This window comes from Faecalibacterium sp. DFI.5.82, assembly GCF_029076575.1.
GTDB lineage: Bacteria > Bacillota > Clostridia > Oscillospirales > Ruminococcaceae > Faecalibacterium > Faecalibacterium duncaniae.
The window spans coordinates 1-304 of record NZ_JARFIS010000658.1 but is presented as its reverse complement, the minus strand read 5'-3'; the positions used below and the strand labels follow the sequence as shown (position 1 = coordinate 304).

Below are 304 nucleotides of genomic sequence, written 5' to 3'. Positions count from 1 at the left end.
GCCAGCGCAAGGAAGAAGCCGAGGACGATGATCTGGACTGGGAGGCGGAAGTCCTGGGCGAGATGGAGGGCGGAGAACCCAACGACCGCTTCGCAAACTATTGGAACTATGATACCGGAATGACATATCCGCTCAATCTGGCTAAAATTCCGGTAAAGGACCCCTGGGAGATCTTCGCCTACCTGCCCTTTGGTAATTGGAATGAGTGTCCCGACACACCGGACCTGATGGCAGTGGCGAAATACTGGTTCGAGCAACATGGTGCCATCCCTGCCGCCATGAGCCACGATGAATTGGAGTTTGA

The 304-nt window shown here is 54.9% G+C and carries 1 protein-coding gene; it reads left to right on the top strand.

Annotated elements, in window-relative coordinates; genetic code table 11:
* The coding region (locus P0G09_RS18315; RefSeq protein WP_275253381.1) for a DUF4253 domain-containing protein at window positions 1-304 on the top strand (304 nt) is incomplete at both ends.